This window comes from Siphonobacter sp. BAB-5405 (genome assembly GCF_002872335.1).
Classification (GTDB): Bacteria; Bacteroidota; Bacteroidia; order Cytophagales; family Spirosomataceae; genus Siphonobacter.
The window spans coordinates 1-19,268 of sequence record NZ_NJAG01000025.1 but is presented as its reverse complement, the minus strand read 5'-3'; the positions used below and the strand labels follow the sequence as shown (position 1 = coordinate 19,268).

Genomic DNA, 19,268 nt, shown 5'->3' with positions numbered 1-19,268 from the left:
ATCGATGCAAATCCTTACGGCCGACGGGTCCGAAAGGGTCGGGCGGGTAAACCCGCCTGGTTGAACAGATTCGGTTGAGCCCGCTCGTACCAGCCAAAGCGGACAGCTTCCGGATTTTTGACTTGCGGTGCTGATACCACGACCGTGTTGCCCTGAATTTCGGCCTGAGCGGGTACGAACACCTGATCTTTCCCGGCAATTTCGAAGTCGCGTAACGGTTTTCCATCCTGACTCATCAGTCCCTCGGCGTGCTCGAAATACAGCTGTAGCGTACCTTTTTTCTTTTTCAGTTTCTGGAAGATCGGTCCGGTATACGCTACGTCTTTTTTCTGATACGTTTCGTGCAGAGCCACCAGGGCCAGCCGCCGACCGATTTCCCATTTGTAGGGCGGGTGAATGTCCGTCAGGCTATCGGCCAGATCGGTTGTGATGATCATACCCGTATGCGGCAGTTGTAGTATCTTCTCCTGAGCTTCCCGAAATTCCGGTAAAGACGCTTTCGTCAACGGAGCTTTGTTGCCCTTCGATTCGCTGTAGGTGAAGGGAGCCAGTTGCACGTAGTAGAAGGGTAAATCCTGAGCACCGAACGCTTTACGCCAGCTGTCGATCAGCGTTTTCATTTTCTGCGTATAGCTTTCGGTTTCGTTCAGAAAACAGTTGCTTTCGCCCTGATACCACAAAAATCCCCGAAGTGTGAGCAGAGCCAGCGGACGAATCATAGGTTCGTAAAACTTTCCGGGTTCTCCTTCGATTTTCTGATTGCGGAAATAGGCATTTTCCTGAAAAGCCCGTTCGGCAATCCAGGGTTCGATGCGACTGCCGGGAACCGATGAGGCAATGACACCTACGGGTACGCCTAGTTCCTGCTGGAGTTTCTTCGCGAAAAAGTACGCCGGAGCGGAGAAGGATCGCAGGGCGGAGTCTTTCGCCATGCTCCAGCCCGCGTGCGTTGAATCGGGCTTGGGTAAAGTTTTGCGGTTAACGAGGAAAATTCGGATTTCGGGATTATCGGCCCCTTCGAGTTCGTTTACGGGGTCGGGCCACTCGCCTACGGCTTTCCAGGGTTTGACCTTGCTGTTTTTCCGCATGGTAAATTCCATGTTCGACTGGCCGGAACACAGCCAGACTTCCCCCACAAGCACGTCTTTGAGTACGATGGTATTCCTGCCCTGAATCGTCAGGTCTCTCGGCTGACTGGAGGCTGCCAACGGTTTCAGGCTGAGTTTCCAGTGCCCCGAAGCATCGGCGGTAGTTTGTTCGTTCTGATCCGCGAAGCGTACCGTCACAACTTCTCCCGGCGAGGCCTGTCCCCAGACGAAGACGGGCTTTTCCCGCTGCAGGACCATGTGATGCCCCCAAATGCGAGGCAGCACGACGTCAGCCTGAGCGGTGACGTGGAGCAGTAGGACCAGAAGCAGAACAAGGTATCGCATGACGCTTACGAATGAAAATGGAGGTACTGGACTGGGATTGCTGGTCCCCCGGATTGAAATCCGGCGTTAATGAATGGATCAGTCCTACGGACTTTATTAGCCAAATCGTAGAAAATCATCTCTTCCATTCTTCATTCAACTCTTAATTCAACGACACCCAACATGATCCATCAACCAACAACCATTAATTAACAACTAACCTTACTCTCCTTCCGCCCGGAACGACCGAATCTCATACACCGCTTCCGGGTCCGTTTTTCCGGCGTCGGGCAGGTCATAGTTCTGATCGGTGGGCGTATCGGCGTTGGGAAAGCGGCGTACCGTTCCCGTCCGGAAGAGTACTTTTTTGAAATACGGTACCGGAGCGAAAAACAGCTTCAGTCCCTTAGGCTGACCGTTGACGGAAAGGGTATACATTCGTTTGCTACAATCCAGCTCCAGTTTGAGCGTATAGGCTTTTCCTGCTTCGTACTTCATCACAGCCGATTCCCGGTACCCGACTTTTGCTTTCAGTGTACTGTCGGCGTCAAAAATCAGGCGGGCGGCGGCCTGTCCATTCGGTCCCTGTAATTCGATGTGCAGCACGCCCGTATTACTCTGCCGGGGCACCACGGTAAACTCAATCGTCGGCTTCCGCGATTCAGCGATTACCCGTTCCGCCGTAGCGTAATCAAAATGATCTTTGTCCCGCATGATCAGAGCCTTCTTGCCGTCACTCCCCTTGTCTACCGTGACCCGAGCCTCTACGGGGCTGTAGATATTCCAGGAACCCAGTTCTTTTCCGGTGGGCATTTCGTCAAAGACTTCCCGAACGGGGCCCGTTACATCGGCCGTCACCGGAACCGGCACTTTGGCTACCCAGAGGTCTTCCTTGTTCATGCTGTAAGTCAGCCACAGATTTGCGTCGGGCGGCGTACCGTTGCCTTCTTCAATTCCGCGAACGTATTGCGGTCCGTAGGATTTGTAATTGCCGCCGTACCGCATCGGTGTAATTTCACCCGTTACCAGCCATAAGTTTTTGTAATTCAGACCATCCGTACTGGTCGAGATCGCCAGCGGCCAGCGAAATTCAGAAGGATTGTAAACGGTAGCGTAGTGGCCATCGGAAGTCCGCTGTCCCCAGATTTTGGCGTTACTGTTCACAAAACCGGGTGCCCGCAAGGGATTGTATTGCCAGCTTTTCCCTTCGTTGGCACTAACCGAAGTCAGGGCGTGTTTCCAGAGCCCGACGACCTTGCCGTTGGGTAAATGATAGTAACTAAACGCCTTGACTTCCTTTTTAAGCGGAATCAGCGGATCATTGCGGTCGGCTTCTTCCACCCATTGCTGCATCATCAGGGGCGTCGCGAGCAACTCGGTACAAGCCTCCACAAATCCCTTATCCTTACTGCTGGTATACAGCGGATACGTGTTTTGATCCAGTTTCCAGGAAGCATTCGGACGAATGAAATAGATCGGTCCGTACGTGCCGTCTTTGTATACTTCCCGGACCACGCGGCCAATACCCTGCCCATCGTTGGGATCATCTTTGGCGTCCATCGCAATGCCGTAATAGGCCAGCGTTAACAGTCGTTTGTTTTTCGCGACGAAAAAGCCCATCCGCTGGTGCATCACTGCGTACAGATCCTTGGCAACTCCGGGATGTTTTTTCTTGGAAAAGCCATCCGGCACTTTATACGGGGGAAAGATTACGACGGGCTTTGACCAATGGTAACCGTCTTTGGAAGTCAGTAGCAGCGTTTGGCCCGGCGGGATGTGCTCGCCCACCGGATCGCTCAGGTATTGCAGGTAAAACGTGTTGTTCCAGTACGCCAGCATGGGGGCGTGGTTGTAGGTCCAGTTGTTTTCGGGGTTCTCGCGATTGGCCCGAAAGACCTGAATGTTGTGCACGCCCACGGCTGCATTCAACTGCCCGTGGTGGTAATCCACGTTCGAAAGCGTCGTGCCTACGTAGCGAACCGTGTCCTGAGCACTCACACTCGTGATCAGCAAGCCCAGGGCTAGGGTACAAAGGCTTTTCATCGCTGTAATCCTTTCAAAATGTTGCGGTCTACTTTCAAAATAGTCCCGTGTTTATGGCCTTCAGGAACGCTTACCTTGGCTTTCCGAAAGCTTTTAAAGTCTTTGGTTTCGACGGCTTCGTAGGTTTTCGTTCGGTACGAATCGAAGTAAATCAGCCACTTATCCTTCACTTTCACCACGGAAGGTCCTTCGGTGAAGGGATCAGTAAAAGGCTCCGAAACGTTCGTGTACGGCCCGATGGCTCGTTTGCCAAAGGCGACTTTGATGTTTCGGTTGGGTCGGGTATTGTCTTTCAGTACCAGTACGTAATCGTCCTTTTTCCGTTTCACAATGACGGCGTCAATGACACTAAACGCCGGATCGAGGAAAAGTTGCGTCGGCGAAAACGTCTTAAAATCGTAGGTCGTTGTGTAGTACATCCGGTGGTTATTATCCTCGTCCTCCACGCCCCGGGCAAACCGGTGCGGAATCGTGGACGCCCAGATGATAACGAACTGTCCCGTCTCCTCATCCATAAAAACTTCCGGAGCCCAGACGTTCACCGTGGCCGCTTCATGTTCCATCACGGGCAGTAATCGTTGTTCCGACCAATGAATCAAATCCTTGGAACTGGCGTATCCGAACCCCTTATCACCCTTCCAGCTACAGGTCCAGACCAGGTGAAACGTGCCGTCTTTGCCCCGTACCATCGAAGGGTCCCGCATGACTTTCTGCGTACCTACCTCGGGTTTCAGGAATACCTTATTCAGATCCTTCCACTGATGGCCGTCGTGGCTGTACAATAGCCGCAAGCCTTCGTTAGCCGGTTCGTGAAAAGACGTAAAGAGGAACGTGTCCCGGGTACACGAACTCAGGCACATCCACAGGCCAATCATCCAGGCTACCTGCTTCATACCTTGTCGATTACCAGTACCCAATCGTTTCCATCTTTGGGTTCACCCGGTGGATTAAATTCCTGCACGCCCTGATTGCTCACTTCGCCAATTTCGGTGTACTTCCCATCGCGGGGACTGTACCAGGAAGCCTTCACTTTGGCCCCCGGAATTTTGCCCATGTTGAGCTTGAAGGTCCGACCCGTGTAGGTGTAAACCAACGCGTAATCCTGCCCGCGACTGGCCGTCAGATAATTATACCGTTCGCCCTGATCGGCCACGAGCGACTGATCCGGTACGCGGTCAAAGTACGATTTGGAAAGCAGCAGGTTTTTCAGGTGAATCATTTGACCGGCACCCTCGACGTCTACGGCTTTGTCCCAGGTAAGTTTAGGGCCGTACGAGCTTCCCGACGTATCGTCCGTGCGGTGCATCTGCATGACTTCGTTGTCGCCGTAGGTATACCCGAAGGCTCCGGCCAGCACCGACCAATACCCGTAGCGACGCACGTCGGCAGCCGTCCAGCGGGGCTGGTTAACGTCGTGCAAACCGTGCGGAATGCCCTCGTACGAAGGCTCACCATCGATAACGGGTTTGACGGGTTTCCGGGCGTAATCGGCCTGAATGAATCGCCAGTTGTCTTCCCCGTGGTGCCATTTATCGTTGCGGGAGGTATCCTGAGCGTAGGTACGGTGCCCCGACTGTACCATGTTAAAATCCATCCATTTTTCGGCGTGAAACCAGTCCGAGGACGTGTACCGGCCCCGGGGATGGTAGGTAATCAGGTGATTGGGATCCTTTTCCCGCAGCGTTGTACCGATGGCCTGCCAGACGTCCAGTCCATCGCTTCCCTTGATGTCCCCGCCATTCAGCCAGATGATGTTCTTGCGATTTTTATACCGGTTGGCCAGGAATTCGGCGTAGAGTTTCGCGTCCTCCGGCTTCACTTTGCCAGACTTCACGTTCGACCCCCAGATGGGTACGAGGGCCATGTAGATGCCTTTTTCGGCGGCTTTATCAATCACATAATCCACGTGATTCCAGAAGTCGTACTCTTCGGGTTTAGTGGGGTCATCGCCGTTTTCAACCCGCGTCGTCGCTACGTTTTTGTTCACCAGGGCCGAATCGCCGTATACGTTTTTAGCTCCCAACGTATGCAGCACCATCACCTGAATAACATTGAAGCCTTTCTGTTTCCGGTTTTCAAGGTACTGATCGGTCTGTTCGCGGTTGAGTTTTGTGAACAGCAGCCAGCCCGTATCGCCCAGCCAGAAAAAAGGCTCGTTATCGTCTTTGGTGGCCAGAAAGCGGCCGTTGTCCGATACCTTCAGTAAACTCAGTGCGTTGGGTTTCTCGTCTTTTGCTTGTTCTCCTTTAGACTGACAGGCGGCCAACAGGGCCACCATGCCCAGAAATAGCCCTATTTTTTTCGTCATGACTATACGCAATTAATGGTCAGGCTTAGTATTATTCACTTTTACCAATGAATCTTACTAGAACAGACGCTCCCTTGAAAGGCTCTCCCCTATTGCCTTTTCTAACCAGAAAAATGCCTTTCTGACCTCAGAGGGCCATTTTTCAAACATAGAGGAGTAAACCCATGCGTACGTTGTAAGAACTTAGCATAGTTCTATACGATACTTTCCTGAGAGGGCGGTTAGACGGATTATTTTTTTTTGAAACATTTCAGCTCACCCCGATTTAAAACCGTCATGGAATGATCGGGGTGGAATGGTTTCGCGTCTAAGACGCTTGACCAAAAACGCCCCGATCATTCACAATCGGGGCGAACAGAAAAGCGGCGTTTCTATGCTTAATTATACCCCGGATTCTGCGTAATAATCGAATTTTGCTGAAGCACCGTTAAGGGTATCGGAGCGATCAGTTTCGGTTCCGTGGCGGGTTTGCCTTTGGTGGTCAGCACTGGAATGGCCCGGTTGGTACGTTTGAGATCAAACCAGCGGTGAAATTCCAGAGCCAGCTCCACCCGACGTTCGTGTTCCAAAGCCAGGGCCAATGTTCCGTAGCGACCGGAAGGATAATTCGCCGAGCCATACGTCGGTACACCCGCCCGCGTCCGTACCTGATTCAGATACGTGGGATCGTCGGTAGCTTCGCTGAGCATTAGTAACAGATCGGCGTAGCGAAGTACCATGAAATTACTCAGGCCGAGCACCTTGCCCGTCGTTACTGGCGTTGTTTTGTCGTTCCATTTCTTTGGAAACCTGATAGACTGAAACACTCCTTTCGTATCCACGTAGCCCGTATCAATGCTCGCCGTTTTGCGGGGATCGCCCGGTTCATATTCGTTCCACAAATCATTCGTTACCTGATTGATACCGCCTCCGATGTACCCCGTATAACTCACCGCGGGGAAAAACGTCTGGTAGTACTCGCTGTACGGACTCGTCGGGGAGCCGCCCAGAAACTGAATTTCAAAAATCGATTCACTCGTATTCTTGTTCGTATTCGACCACAGCGAAGCGTACGCCGGTACCAGCGAATACTGTTTGCTGTCGTAAACGGCTTTCAGCACGCGGGCTGCGTTGGTTTTATCATTTAGCGTCAGGTATACCTTGCCCAGTAAGGTTTGGGCCGCTCCCTGGGTTGGCTTGCCTTTGGCCGTCGCCGAAGCCAGCGGCAGATTTTCCGCCGCGTACTGCAAATCCGACAGAATCTGCTGGTATACTTCGGCTTGTGGCTTGCGGGCGTAGGTATAACTTTCCGCGGCTGTAATGGGTGTCAGTACCAGGGGCACATCGCCCCAGGTTCGCACCATATTGAAATAGTACAAGCCCCGCAGAAACAGCATCTGAGCCCGCATGGACTTTTTGTAGTCTTCATTCAGCGAAGCCGATTCCAGTTTCTGAATCACGATATTGACGTTGTACAAAGCCGAATAGTACATCTGCCAGAAGGAGTAATTGATCGTATTGGTGGAATTAAGCGTATAATCGCGGTAGGCCCATTTGTCGGCCTGAATGCCCGCCACGGCGTTTAGCGTTACATTATCCGACTGAATTTCTCCCGCGTACGAAACGGGGCCTTCGGGACCGTATACGGTGTACAGGGTAGCCATCGCGGCGTTGGCGGCCAGATCGAAATCAGCGGTAGTCCGGTAAAAATTTTCGGAGTTGGCGTTGGAAATTGGAGCCAGATCCAGGAAGGAATTCGTGCAGCCCGTAAGCGTCGCCAGCACGAGCATCAGCCCGTAAGCCGATTGATGGAATGAATAACGTTTCATGAGTATCAGGTTTAGAAGTCCGCACGAATACCAAACGTAATGACCCGGGGCAGCGGGTACGAGCCGTAATCCACGCCGATCATGGCTCCCGAGGGGAAACTCGCATTACCCGTACTGCCAATCGTACCGGTTTCGGTACTGATGGCGTTGTAATTCGTGGGACGGTAAGTGGTGTTTTCGGGATCGATATTCCGGTACTTGCTGAAGAGAAAGACGTTCTCAGCGTTCACATACACCCGGGCCGAACGGACGGGCGTTTTGCTAAGCCAACTCGTCGGTAGGGCGTACGAAACCCGAATGTTTTTCACCCGCAGAAACGACGCATCTTCCACCCAGTAACTGGAGAATTTTTCCTGTAAACCCTTCGGCGAAATGGTGGGTTTGAAATGTTTGCCGTCACCCGGCTCGCTTTCGGAACGCCAGTAATTGGTCAGGTCTTCGTAGAAATTCCGGCCCGCGTTCCAGATTCCAAGGTAACGAACGTTCTGGTTTACAATTTCTCCGCCGTAGGAACCCTGCAACAGAAAAGATAGGTCGAAGCCTTTGTAGCTGAACGTATTCGTCATCCCGGCAATGAAATCAGGCTGGTAATTGCCAATCGTGGTTTGATCGTCGGTGGTGATGCGGCCATCGCCGTTGACGTCCCGCACGCGGGGATCGCCCGGCGTGGTACTCGGGTCGTGCGGATAGCCGTCGATTTCCGACTGGTTTTTGAATACGCCATCAAACACGTAGCCGTAGAAATTTGAAATCGGCTGACCGATTTCCGTCTTGACGCTCACGACGTATTCCGTATAAATAATCGGTGCGTTCGAGGGACCGAGTTTCAGGACTTTATTGCGGTTCAGGGAAAAGTTAAGATCCGTCGTCCAGTTGAATGCTCCGACCACGTTTTTGGAATTGATCGCCAGTTCAAATCCCCGATTCCGCATCCGTCCGATGTTGGTGAGCTGCGTCGAGAAACCCGTAATGTCCGGCACGGGCAGGTTCAGCAACATGTCTTTGGTGACGGTATTGTAGTAATCCGCCGTGATGTTCAGCCGGTTGTTGAACAGCCCCAGATCCAGTCCAATATCAAACTGATTGTTCTTCTCCCAGCGTAAATCCGGGTTGGCGATATTTGTATTTCGCAGGCCGTTGGCGATGGCTCCGTTGCCCACGTAATTACTACTGCCGAGCAAACTCACCGCCCCGTAATTGGGAATCTGGTTGTTGCCCGTTACGCCATAACTTACCCGGAGTTTCAGGTTGCTGACGGCTTTGAGGTCACTCATGAAATTCTCATCCGAAACCAGCCAGCCCGCCGATACCGAAGGAAACGTACCCCAGCGGCTGTTCCGACCAAATCGCGAACTGGCATCCCGCCGCACCGCCGCCGTCAAAAAGTATTTGTTCTTGAAGTTGTAATTCACCCGACCCAGATACGACAGCATCGACCATTCCGAAGCCGTGGTGCTTCCCGCCGAAACCGTACCCGCGTTGAGCGTTTCGACCAGATCGTTCGGGAAGTTATTGGCTCCCACCGTCGCGTACTCATCCCGCTGTTTCTGAGCCGTATACCCCGCCAGAGCCGTCAGTTTGTGATCACCGAATTGCTTGTCGTAGTTCAGCGTATTCTCGCTCAGCCAGTTCAGTGAGTACGTCGAGAAATTCGTTGCTGCCGCGTCCAGCACCGACGAGTAGCCGTAGCCCTGCTTCGCCACGCGGTAACTGTCGCCCCGGTTGTTGAAAAGGTTCGCGTTGATACTCGTCCGGAATTTCAGGTCGTCGAGAATGTTGAATTCCGCGTATGCCGTCCCCAGCGTATTGAACGAGCGGTTTTTCTTGTGGTAAAAGCGGGTCAGCGAATACGGGTGCCAGAGTACCAGATCATTGAAGGGTACAAAGCGATTCCAGGTTGAGTTCGGGTCCAGTGGGCCGAGGTTGCCGTTTTCGTTGTACACCGGATAAATCGGCGTGCTCTGCAAAGCCAGACTGATGACGTCACTTTTCCCCTGCGTCCCTTCCGTCCGGTCGTTGATTCCCGTGATGCCGAGGTTAGCTCCAATGGTGAGGCGTTTCGAAACGGCACTTTTGATGTTCGAGCGAATGGTCAGGCGTTTGTAGTAGTTCTGATCGAGTACGGCGTCCTGATCGAGATAGGCCGTTGAAAAGAGAAATTGTGTTTTGTCCGTTCCCCCCGACACCGACACCTGAGCGTTTCGCAGCGGAGCTGTCCGGTACATGGCATCCTGCCAATTGGTACCATTTCCGAATAGCTGACGGTTGTTCAGGAAATCCTCGGGAATGCGGTACGAAGCCGTCCGGGCCGAATTGGGATCGGTGGCCTTCCCTCCCGCTGCCACCCAGCCGTTGTTTTTTGCCGTGACGTAGTAGTCAATGTATTGCTGGGCGTTCATCATTTTGATCTGCTTGGCTACTTCCTGCACGCCGTATTCGAAGGTAGCACTCACGGTAGTACGGCCCGCCTGCCCCTGCTTGGTCGTTACCAGAATTACGCCACTGGACCCGCGTGACCCGTAAATAGCCGCCGAGGAAGCATCTTTCAGTACTTCTACCGACTCGATGTCCTGCGGGTTGATCATGTTGAGGTTGAAGTTTTCCAGCGGCACACCGTCTACCACGAACAGCGGATTGGTCCCCGCCGTGATGGAATTGACGCCCCGAATCCGGATGATGGGCGATAAGCCCGGTGCTCCCTGGGCCTGCGTGATGTTGACGCCCGGCATCTTCCCCGCCAGTGATTGCGTGACGTTACTGAACGAACGATCCTTGTACTGGTCATACCCGATGGACGTAACCGCCCCTGTCACGGCCCGCTTGCTCTGCGTACCGTAACCCACGACGACCACTTCATCGAGGGCTTTGTTATCCGCCGTCATTTCTACCGTCAATTCGGTCTGGCTACCGACGATGATTTCTTTGTTTTGATAGCCCACGTAACTAAACAGCAGTACGGCGTTGGATTCCGGTACTTCGAGCTGGAACCTACCACTGGCGTCGGTAGTGGTGCCGCGTTGGGTACCTTTCAGCAAAATGCTTACGCCGGGCAGGGCCTCTCCGGCTCCCGTTACGTTGCCCCGAATGGTACGGGTTTGGGCCTGAGCCGTGAAGAATAGCAGCAGGAACCCCAGCAGGGTCAGGAAGAATTGTTTCATAGGTTTTGTATAGGTTTAACTTGTAAAGAGGTAAGCATACGCTTCCCGGCCTTCGGTAAAAAGGCTGGAAAATCATTCGGTACTGCTGCGTACTGGTTTACTGAAAACGTATCCAAATCACTTCGGGACCCTGGCTGGCGGGTAGATCGAGCATTCCAAGGTCGGACTTTTTCACGCCGCGTACCTGCCCCGTTTTCGGATCGATCCGGGTAACGGTTACTGACTTTTGAACGGGTAAACTAATGGCTTGATTCGAGTCGTTGTACAGAATATAACCAAGTGCCGGATTACTCAAAGCGTACTGATTCGGCCCATTTTCCGGTAAGTTGACGGGCTGCATCCGGGCTGCGGCCTGTAGAAAAGCACCGTCGGCGATGGGCGGCAGGCTGGGCATGGAACCGCCCGCCAGCAACACAGCCCACCCCTGAACGTCGTAGCTGTCGCCCGCGTAGGTTACGGCTTTGTTGGGATACTTCTCCCGGTATTCCTTCACCGCCCGGTAGACCTGTTCGAAGGAACTGCGTTTGGGTTTGAGCAAGCGGGCGTGCTGGCGGGGAGCCAGGTTTTGTCCACCCGCCGGAGCGTAGACGGACCCGTCGGCCTGATAATGCCAATACTTAATGTCGATGAGGTCCACGGCGTCGGCTCGTTTGACGTCCTGCAGAATGGCGTCCTGCACGTCTTTGGTCGTACTGAGTCCGACGGTAACGCGTTTGCCCGTTTCTTTTTCCCATTCTTTAATGGTATCGATCCAGAACTGAACGAAGGACAAAGGCCCGGTATATTCCGCTCCGATGAGCTGTACGACGCCCGTGTTTCCGATGAAATTATTCAGACATTGCCGGATGTACGCCCGGTGTAGTTTCCGCCGCTCGGGATGCGTCACGTCGTAGAATTGCTCGGCCATGAATACCCGCTTATCGCCCGCGTACGGCACGGGTTCGGGAAAGCCCGTGTGATTCAAGTTATTCACCGGACGCCAGGGGAAATCGGCGTAATGGGCTCCGGCTTCGATGATGTTATGCTGGAAATAATGCTCGTGTACCAGTATCAAGCCCTTTTGATCGGCCAGATCGGCAAATTGTCTCAGCCGATTCCAGTACCACTGGTTATACTTCGTCAGATCGTATTTACTCAGGCCGTCCCAGGCCGTTTCTTTCCCACTGCGGGCGAACGGTAATTCATAAAACGGGGCCCACACTTCCCCGTCCATGCGACGAATGCGTTCGTGATCGTCGCGGCGACGGTCGTACCAAAGTCCGTAGTTGTGGTCGATGGCCAGAATGTGCTGAGCCTGCATAGAATCGGTCAGGACGTCCAGATCGTCGGTAAGTCCAACGCCGGTGCGTCCCGGAACAAAGCGAGTAATGTGCGGTTTGACATTTTTCAGACCCTGGGGCCGGGTACTCCCGTTCCACCAGGGCACCTCCTGCCGACGACCCGTCAGAATTTGTTCTCCCCGTACCAGCACGCCCTTTTTGATTTCCATCGGAGCCGATTGAGGTACGGAACCTGGGGTGGTTTTGGAATCCACGGCAGCGACTTTTGTTTCCACGGGAATTGCGTTTCGGGTGGAAGCTTTTTCGATGAATTCCGATAGCGTTAAAGCTGGACGAAGCGACGCCTGCGTCAGCTCCTGAGCCACGTTAACCGGCGGACTACTCGAAGCTTCCGTGGGAACGGGCATCAGGGCTTCCGGAAAACGCTCTCCGAGACGTTCCTTCACCTGAGCATAGTACAAACTGCGGGGACGAATGTGCTCGTTCGACTGCTCCCAATACCCATTACCCGCAAACTGAGCCCAGGTACCAAAAGCCCAGTTCTGAGCAAGTACGGGCTGATCGCACTGCACGAGTGCCGCCGTACACTGCCAGAATACGCTGTTGGCGGCGTTGTATCCGGCTCCCTGCCCGTTCTGGCCCAGGTTACCGAATCGTAAAGCATTGCCGTCACTGTTCACGATGTCGAACAATACGCCCGAAGCCCAGCTATCTACACCCCCGCTAAAACTGTGGGGCAAATGGGCTTCGCACTGTACGAAGGCCTGCGGCCCGGTGGCACAGAAACCTACCGCAAAATCGTGGTAACCGTATTCAGAATAGAGGCGTTGAAACAGCGTTTGCTGGCCTTTGGTATAAAACGTGTAGCGTCGTTCGCCGCCGATCTCGGAGATGGGCTCGAAGGAACGACAATCCTCCACCGTAATGCGTTGAGCCGTCTCCTGTACGTTGACGACCGAGCCCGCAAAATGAGCAAAATCGACCTGACGGACCCAGGCGTCCTCCACGTTTTCCAGCGTTACGCCCGTCCAGCGGTGGTCTTCGTCTTTGGGATTTTTCGTATCGTAAGTCGATTCCATCCGCAGGTTTTCCAGGCCAGACTGCCGGATTTTTCCGGGCCAGGTGTAGCGGGCCATGGTTCCGCCGCCGAAGGTTTGATCCAGTGCAGTGGTGAGCGGGGCATCCAGCGTCAGTTCATTGCCCTGGACCGCTACTACTTTTCGGTGCCAGTACAAGTCCCGTTGGCCGGGTTTCCAGCCCAAAGCCGTTACGCCGCCGCCGAAATGATCCATGCCCAGCGTATCGATCCAGGCTTTGGTGGAAGGTCGCTGAATCTGTACCAGATCTCCCGGTTGCAAAGAAGCGTGGGCATGCACCACGCGGGCATTGACGGGTACGTACGCATCCGTCAGCGGTACGGCTTTCTCGATCCGCTGATCGTTTTTTCCGGTGATCGTGACCAGATCGTCCCGGCTGACTCCTGTTCCGCGTAGCGTCGTCGCGTGAATGCCACTGCCCCGCAGGACTACGCCTGAAGCTTTGATTTTCAGCGTACCCCTTACTTCATACAGCCCTTTTTCCAGCAGGATAGCCCCGCGAAAACCTTCGGTAGTTAGCGGTAATTTCGATACGTAATCAATGGCGGCCTGAATCCGGGCCGTGGCATCGCCTTTCGTTACGGGCACCCGAATTTGAATGGGTACGTTCGGAATAGCCGCTTCGCCCGCCCGGTAGCCGCAGTAGGAAAAATCCAGTATCCGGTTGCCGAGGACGTCGGTCGTATACTCCAGTTTTTGCTGAGCGTTCAGCTGAATGGGCGGTTGTTTTTTTACCGGTTTAGGCTTTTGAGCCAGAGCCGTTCCCAGCCCTAGTCCCAGTACAAGTCCTAAGAAAAGCTTCGTTTGATACACCGCAGGTAACAGGCTTAAATGAATACATTCACCAGCGAAACATCGGGTGACCTTTCGCTGGTGAGAAAAGATAAGTTTCTACAGAAGCGTGGATTGGATACACACTCACTCGCGTATTCTTTTTCAATGGATCATTCAGGACTGTACCTTTTCCCTGAAAAAGTATTCAAAAGTAAAGAAATAGGCTCTTTTTTTCGTATACCATGTTTCCCAGCCGCTGTATCATCTTAGCATAAACCCGTACCAAATGAAAGGGTGTCAGCGTCGAAGCCTTCGCCCCGGTCTGACACCCCAAAAGAGTCCTTTTTATGATGGGTACCCTTAGATTTTAGGGCTTTACATTTTGCACTGAAACCAGACTATTCAGGTAGTTTTCGATGTTCGTGTACCCGTCTTTTTTCTTGACTTTGGAAGCATCCGACGGATCTTTCGGATTCAGTCCGTTTTTCTTTTCCCAGTCATCGGGCATGCCGTCCTTATCGCTATCAACGTAGGGCGTGCCTTTGTATTCGGGATAGCCTCCCACCTGACTAATGTCGGTGATGATGCCTTGTTTGTACGAATCAATGGGTAACCGACGGTGTTTGAACTGGCTTTCCGGCAGTTTCACGCCTTCCTTATACGTGATCTTGCCCGTCCGTACCTGCTCCACAATTCGCGTATCCACGGGATCGCGTTTGGGTAAGGTGGCACCGGCGTTCGCCAGTACGTAATCAAAGGCTTTTTGCGTGGGCAGAATCGTCAGTTGAGGCATGGGCAGCGGCTCATTCCACTTCATATCGGCGGTATACTTATCCGTGTTGGCGAAGTTTTCTACCTGCACGCCCCCGTTCCAGTTGTCTTTCGTAATGGCTTCGTTCCCTTCCATGATATTTCCGTGAACGTACGCCCGGCCAAATACCAGGTGATCCAGCTTACTGCGACCCGCTTCGGGTTTGATGATCCGGTGGCCGACGGGCGAATCCTTCGGCGTCAGCGGACCGGGTTTGTAGTAGTTGTTGATGATGTTGAACATGGCCCGGTAGTCGCCGCCGTCTACCGATCGGTGTACCCAGTTGAAGACCACGTTATTCACGAAATTGAAGATGCCGTACCAGCCAATGGAAGGGTTCCGTCCGGCGTTATCTGCCCAGAGATTCCGCATGAAGGTACAATTTTCGCCGCCCAGTGTACTGCCAAAGGCGTGATTCCAGGTATCGAGGGCTTCCGAGAAAATGGAGTTCTGAATAGTAATGTTCACCGTGGGCAGTTTCTGCTCGATGGCTCCCGTACTATCGTTGTACATGTGGCGGTACATCGACATGTTTTCGTCCAGACCCCAGCTGGCCGATACGTGGTCGATCATGATATTACCCACGGGGTTTCCACCGATGGAGTCATCCCGACGACCGACGTGCGTTTCACCCCGGCGGAACCGCATGTACCGAATCACCACGTCATGGGTGTTGATCCAGACCGACTCCCCGGCTACGCAGACGCCATCGCCCGGAGCCGATTGTCCGGCGATGGTGATGTACGGTGCCCGGATGATGAGCGGCGTTTTCAACCGAATAATACCCGAAACGTTAAACACGACGGTACGGGCTCCCCCCTGTTCGCAGGCATTCCGCAGGGTACCGGGGCCGCTGTCCTCCAGACTCGTTACTACATATACGTTGCCCCCGCGTCCACCGAAAGTAAAGGCACCGCCGCCTTCGGCTCCGGGAAAGGCCGGAATGGGTGCCTGCGGCAAATCATAGGGCCGTCCCGCCCAGGGAATGTACGGCTTGCCCTCGCGGGCTTCTTTCAGAATGGTTGGATACGCTTTTTGCCAGGCTAAGTCCGATTTTTTGCGGGCTTCGGCCAGTAATTCATCACTAGCTTTCTGTACGTCGGCGGGAATTTGGGGATACTGAGCAAAAACGCTCGTCGAACTCAGTACAGCAGCTAGTAAAACAGGAATGAGGTTTTTCTTCATGGTTACCCAAAAAACGGATGAATCACGGATAAATCGAGGTTTTCTTCTTCTTTAAAGAAAGACAAATACGAATGAAGCGATAGATTGAAGGGTGAACTTCATTACAACCTCAAAATAAGGCTATAAAAACCCGAGATATGTATATCATTTTTTCGAGGTTCTGTAGCATCTTATCAGTCGATTTACCCCGATTCGCTGAAAACAGGACAAGATGATTCACCGAAAAATGGATAATAGCTTGTAAACCAAAGCGTTTTCTGCGTTCGTTTTCCGCTAACCTAAATCTTTATGAACGAGCTAACGGTATCATCTACAATGATCTACCTTTCTTCTCCGTCCGTACTGCTTTTAAGTTCATCGCATTGATTAGCACCAGCGGTACCATCGCCACCGAAGCCGCCGCAATGGCGTTGAATTTTCCTTTCGACAGGGTTACATAGATTCTGGTAGCCAACATGAGCAGGGCTGCGATTACACTCATCGTGATTGCTAATTTCAGATACTTCTCGTTTTTGAGTAGCTCTTCGTCACTCATTTCGTGCGGTTTTTTGACCTGTAGTCCCATGTAGTTGATTTCTTTATCTTTGTACGAAATTGATTGATCCACTTAAGCCTTGCAATAGGTCAGAAATTCATGACTACCCGCGAACAGCCCCAAGCCCCAGAGACCTGTCCAGCGAAGGGTCTTTTGAAATTGTTGTCAGGAAAGTGGAAGGCTGACATCTTTCGTCTGGCGGTAGATGCTCCGTTACGGTTCAATTCACTACTACGCCAGATACCGGACACGAATAAACAGTCGTTAGCGGTAGCCTTGCGGGAACTGGAAGAAGAAGGAATTCTGGAGAAGGTCACTATTACAGAAAAGCCCCTGCATATCGAATACTACCTGACGGAGAAAGGGAAGCTTCTGATTCCGGTATTTAAGCAGTTGGAGGGATTGGCCTGAGAAAGCGATTTTGGGAGCATACAATTACAAGAACGAATTTCAATCCGTTCCTAAAAGATGGACCAATCCTTCGGATCTAGACTATCCAATGGAGTGACAACACCCAAGAGCCATAGGCTCGACTCATGTAGTAAGGTTGGATTTTAATTCAACCCCAGTGGCTCACTGAACCCCTCCACCAAGTCCTGCTTTTAGTAACAAAAGAAACCCCCGCAGTCTGGAGTGCAGGGGAGACTCCATCACCAGTTCCTGAGCAGAAAGCGACTTGAGGGGCCAAACCAGCTTTTCGGAATAGCTACTTAGCGTTTCCTCAAGTTTATTATCCGTAAGCTTCCAGGTACCCGTATCACTTACTTCTTTATCATTGTAGGCGACTGAGGTACCATCGGCCTTGTATTCCATTTCGTTTAAAAATGGCTTGGTGGCATCAATGGAATAATTTTTCCCTTCCCAATCGGCCTCAATAGTGCTGAGTGTCCAGCGACGGATTAGGTTTTTAGAATCGAAGGATTCGGTGATGGGATCGGTTTCCTTTTTGCAGGAGGTAATAAAAAATAAGAGAGTTATAAAAGAAAACAAACGTAACATAAACTAATATGATTTAATGAAAGATAAATATCTAATGTTACAAATTGTCAGTTGGAAGCCATCTGCCATTACTATTAATTAATTTCATTTTATTAATGAAATCTTTGATAGATTCAATATTTAAAAATTCATCAATTGTAGTTTTTACTTCTTCATAAATATTAATATCCATGTTCGCATTATAATTTAAATTTACTGGAGATTCAATAACACCAATAGTAAGATTATTTCTATTTATTTCTGCTGCTTTATGTAAGAGATTAGATATTTTTTTTATGTAAAAAATCTCGTTTTGGCTAAAATAACCTTCCACCTCTAGAGCCAAAGATTCTTCTGGCATAAATTCTTCAGAATAATGTCCTCCGTACCAACGAGCAACATGATCTTGAGTATAATCCTGCCTTAAATTATAATCAAAATCTAAAAGATACAAGATGATACTCCTTTTTAAACGACTTAAGTATTCGTGAGTAATATATTTATTATGGTAGTTCATGTGAAATTGAAGTTATGTTAAAATGAGTTAAAAAATATCGTTCTGCACCTTCTTGAGTTACTCTATTTCCTAAATAATCCATAGAAATATTTCCTTTATTTTCTATAGGATCGTACTTTTCTATTTTCAAATAAGGCTTAAGGTGATTATGCTTACCTACAGAGTTACTGCTTGATAATAACCTTATTTGATCATTTCCTATACCACTTATTGGATGATAATATATTACTCCCTCATGCACCCTTCTCAAATCCCATGTTTGATCAATTATGATATAATGCGTTTTGACAAAGTTACCTTTTATATCTAATATTTCTATACCTATTTTCATTCCTTTAAGGTCATCATTTTTGATAATCTCCAGTATTTTAGTAATGTTAGTATGCGTTATCCAAGTTTTTACTGCTGCTGGATTAGTAAAATATAATTTTATTTTTGATGGAGTATTTTTCCATTCATTTTTTAAGGTTTCAATTTTTTTGTCTTGTTTCCTGCTGAAGTTTCGTAATTAAAGATCGGGAATCAATTTTGGTTGTTATTTTAGGTAAAGCCTGTATGCTGTTTTTCGTGTTTGCAATTAGGCTTCTAATTCCTGTCTTTCCATTAGGTTCTAATATACTGGCAACAAGGTACAATAATTTTCCTTGTTCATAACGTGCTTGATTACTTGTACCTGATTTTTCATCTATATAATTTCTAATAGAATTATCAAGACTATTAAATCCATTTATTACAGATTTCCAGTTAAGATCTTCTATTACTACAATAGGATCATTCAAATACTGTTGAGTACCTTGGCGTATTTTTGCATAATTTTCACACTTATTTTTATGTCCTTGTTTTTGCTCCAATTGTGATTGTAAATACACTGATATCATCCAGTCAATGATACTGCTTTCAGAGATATGTTTTTGCAATTCATTTCTTAACTGATTTATCTCTACTTGACTAGCTACATCTTTGCAATTGAAATAATTATAGAGTGTATAAGCTTGTATGAGTTCATTGAAGCTATTAAACGTAGCAGGTAATCCTAAGGTACCAACAATATCTAAATAGGCTCCATCAATAACTCCACTAAAAAAAGCAAAATCTTTAGGAGTATAGTAAGGAGTCTGGTCTACATTATTGTCCCAGAAGCACTCTGGTATAATGCCCCATCGATTAGTCTAAATGAAGCCTCTTGGCATTTAGAATATAGTTTATAAATCTTTTTAAGCTTGTCAATCCAGCCAATGAATTCAAACGAGGTATAAGCCAAATTGATACTTGAAAAAGAAGAAGATGAAATATGCATTCCGCCTAATTCCGAAAGTACGTTATTTAAACCATCTTTAATACTAGCAAGTCTTACTGAACAAG

At 50.4% G+C, this 19,268-nt stretch carries 15 protein-coding genes; 1 reads left to right on the top strand and 14 read right to left on the bottom strand.

The annotated features are described in order from the left end of the window. Positions 1 to 14: 14 nt before the first annotated feature. From BWI97_RS17600 to BWI97_RS17560, 9 genes are all read right to left on the bottom strand, one after another. Complete coding sequence (locus BWI97_RS17600) at positions 15 to 1,433, bottom strand: sialate O-acetylesterase (protein ID WP_102202168.1); 1,419 nt, start codon at positions 1,431 to 1,433, stop codon at positions 15 to 17. Between the two features lie 201 nt (positions 1,434 to 1,634). Beyond that, entirely contained in the window at positions 1,635 to 3,455 is a 1,821-nt protein-coding gene (locus BWI97_RS17595) for a six-hairpin glycosidase (RefSeq protein ID WP_102202167.1), read from the bottom strand. Continuing rightward, positions 3,452 to 4,348 (bottom strand): glycoside hydrolase family 43 protein, encoded by an 897-nt coding sequence (locus BWI97_RS17590; RefSeq protein WP_102202166.1) that lies wholly within the window; start codon positions 4,346 to 4,348, stop codon positions 3,452 to 3,454. Before BWI97_RS17590 ends, BWI97_RS17595 begins: the two co-directional genes overlap by 4 nt. Next, positions 4,345 to 5,763, bottom strand: a complete 1,419-nt coding sequence (locus tag BWI97_RS17585) for a glycoside hydrolase family 140 protein (RefSeq protein ID WP_102202165.1) — start codon at positions 5,761 to 5,763, stop codon at positions 4,345 to 4,347. The genes BWI97_RS17590 and BWI97_RS17585 overlap by 4 nt, the downstream gene beginning before the upstream one ends. 377 nt (positions 5,764 to 6,140) lie before the next feature. Further along, a complete protein-coding gene (locus BWI97_RS17580) occupies positions 6,141 to 7,571 on the bottom strand; it encodes a RagB/SusD family nutrient uptake outer membrane protein (protein WP_102202164.1) in 1,431 nt (476 codons plus the stop codon). A gap of 11 nt (positions 7,572 to 7,582) precedes the next feature. Further along, positions 7,583 to 10,729, bottom strand: a complete 3,147-nt coding sequence (locus BWI97_RS17575; RefSeq protein ID WP_102202163.1) for a TonB-dependent receptor — start codon at positions 10,727 to 10,729, stop codon at positions 7,583 to 7,585. A 97-nt stretch (positions 10,730 to 10,826) separates the two neighbouring features. Beyond that, a complete protein-coding gene (locus tag BWI97_RS17570; RefSeq protein ID WP_102202162.1) occupies positions 10,827 to 13,919 on the bottom strand; it encodes a DUF6298 domain-containing protein in 3,093 nt (1,030 codons plus the stop codon). Between the two features lie 328 nt (positions 13,920 to 14,247). Then, positions 14,248 to 15,876: a polysaccharide lyase family 1 protein gene (locus BWI97_RS17565; protein ID WP_102202161.1), complete on the bottom strand. Its 1,629-nt coding sequence runs from the start codon at positions 15,874 to 15,876 to the stop codon at positions 14,248 to 14,250. Positions 15,877 to 16,186: 310 nt separating this feature from the next. Next, on the bottom strand, positions 16,187 to 16,483 hold the full coding sequence (locus BWI97_RS17560) for a hypothetical protein (protein WP_102202160.1): 297 nt from the start codon (positions 16,481 to 16,483) through the stop codon (positions 16,187 to 16,189). Between the two features lie 27 nt (positions 16,484 to 16,510). Here BWI97_RS17560 and BWI97_RS17555 point away from each other — a divergent pair, with 27 nt between their 5' ends. After that, on the top strand, positions 16,511 to 16,822 hold the full coding sequence (locus BWI97_RS17555; protein WP_102202159.1) for a helix-turn-helix domain-containing protein: 312 nt from the start codon (positions 16,511 to 16,513) through the stop codon (positions 16,820 to 16,822). 162 nt (positions 16,823 to 16,984) lie between these two features. Here BWI97_RS17555 and BWI97_RS17550 read toward each other — a convergent pair whose 3' ends face one another. From BWI97_RS17550 to BWI97_RS28380, 5 genes are all read right to left on the bottom strand, one after another. After that, positions 16,985 to 17,410, bottom strand: a complete 426-nt coding sequence (locus BWI97_RS17550) for a hypothetical protein (RefSeq protein ID WP_102202158.1) — start codon at positions 17,408 to 17,410, stop codon at positions 16,985 to 16,987. A 37-nt stretch (positions 17,411 to 17,447) separates the two neighbouring features. Beyond that, the gene (locus BWI97_RS17545) at positions 17,448 to 17,906 is read right to left on the bottom strand and encodes a hypothetical protein (protein ID WP_102202157.1); all 459 of its coding nucleotides are present in this window, start codon (positions 17,904 to 17,906) and stop codon (positions 17,448 to 17,450) included. Further along, on the bottom strand, positions 17,893 to 18,237 hold the full coding sequence (locus BWI97_RS17540) for a hypothetical protein (protein ID WP_102202156.1): 345 nt from the start codon (positions 18,235 to 18,237) through the stop codon (positions 17,893 to 17,895). Before BWI97_RS17540 ends, BWI97_RS17545 begins: the two co-directional genes overlap by 14 nt. A gap of 139 nt (positions 18,238 to 18,376) precedes the next feature. Next, on the bottom strand, positions 18,377 to 18,823 hold the full coding sequence (locus BWI97_RS17535; RefSeq protein WP_146010966.1) for a hypothetical protein: 447 nt from the start codon (positions 18,821 to 18,823) through the stop codon (positions 18,377 to 18,379). Positions 18,824 to 19,026: 203 nt separating this feature from the next. Further along, the coding region (locus BWI97_RS28380; RefSeq protein WP_233207894.1) for a hypothetical protein at positions 19,027 to 19,268 on the bottom strand (242 nt) is incomplete at its 5' end.